The 1434-nt window shown below is 62.3% G+C and carries 1 protein-coding gene; it reads left to right on the forward strand.

The features are described 5' to 3' along the window. On the forward strand, positions 1-1260 hold a 1260-nt coding region (gene rhaI / locus E5W87_RS31105; protein WP_292406464.1), incomplete at its 5' end, for an L-rhamnose catabolism isomerase. Between the last annotated feature and the right edge of the window lie 174 nt (positions 1261-1434).

Consider the following 1434-nt stretch of genomic DNA (forward strand, 5'->3'; position numbering starts at 1 on the left):
GACAAGAACAATGCCGCGCGCAAGGCCGACCTCAAGCGCGACTACGACTCGCTCGGCGAACGCCTCGACCGCCGCGGCATCGCCATCGACGCCATCCGCGGCAAGGTCGAAAAATTCGCCGTGGCGATCCCGTCCTGGGGCGTCGGCACCGGCGGCACCCGCTTTGCCCGCTTTCCCGGCGCCGGTGAGCCGCGCGACATTTTCGACAAGATCGAGGATTGCGCCGTCATCCGGCAGTTGACGCAGGCGACGCCGACCGTCTCGCTGCACATCCCCTGGGACAAGGCCGACCCGAACCGGCTGAAGCAGGCGGCATCCCGCTTCGGCCTCGGCTTCGACGCCATGAACTCCAACACATTCTCCGACGCCACGGACCAGGAGCTTTCCTACAAATTCGGCTCGCTGTCGCATGCCGATGCCGCAACGCGCCGGCAGGCCGTCGAGCACAATCTCGAATGCATCGAGATCGGCAAGACATTGGGCTCCAAGGCGCTGACGGTGTGGATCGGCGACGGCTCGAACTTTCCCGGCCAGGTCAACTTCGCCAAGGCGTTCGAGCGCTATCTCGACGCGATGAAGGAGATCTATGCCGGACTGCCCGACGACTGGAAGCTGTTCACCGAGCACAAGATGTACGAGCCGGCTTTCTATTCGACGGTCGTGCAGGATTGGGGCACCAACTACATCATCGCCAAAGAGCTCGGCGACAAGGCGTTCTGCCTGGTCGACCTCGGCCATCATGCGCCCAACGTCAACATCGAGATGATCGTGTCGCGGCTGATTCAGTTCAAGAAACTCGGCGGCTTCCATTTCAACGATTCGAAATATGGCGACGACGACCTCGACGCCGGCTCCATCGATCCCTACCGGCTGTTCCTCGTCTTCAACGAGCTGGTCGATGCCGAGCTTTCCGGCGCCGAAGGTTTTGATCCGGCTCACATGCTCGATCAGAGCCACAACGTCACCGATCCGATCGAAAGCCTGATGCTGTCGGCGGTCGAGGTGCAGCGCGCCTACGCGCAGGCGCTGCTGGTCGACCGCAAGGCGCTGGAAGGCTGTCAGGATGCCAATGACGCGCTGATGGCGACGCAGACGCTGAAAGCCGCGTACCGCACCGATGTCGAGCCGATCCTCGCCATGGCGCGGCTGAACACAGGCGGCGCCATCGATCCGGTCGCTGCCTACCGGGCGGCCGGCTATCGAGCCAAGGTCGCGGCGGAACGGCCGGCGGTTGCGGGTGGCAGCGGCGGGATTGTTTGATGTCAGGGTTGGACTGAAACGAAAAACCCGCCTGAGGCGGGTCACTGGCGCAAATCAGTATCGTCCCGAAATCACTAGCATAACTGCCGGCACAAAGCAAGAACAAAATTGCCTGTCTTCAGTGTTGGGTCGCGGTTTCATTTGAGCTCTGGGATCCTCACCCCACGAAAGTGG

It is taken from the genome of Mesorhizobium sp. (assembly GCF_004962925.1).
In the GTDB taxonomy this organism is placed as follows: Bacteria; Pseudomonadota; Alphaproteobacteria; order Rhizobiales; family Rhizobiaceae; genus Mesorhizobium.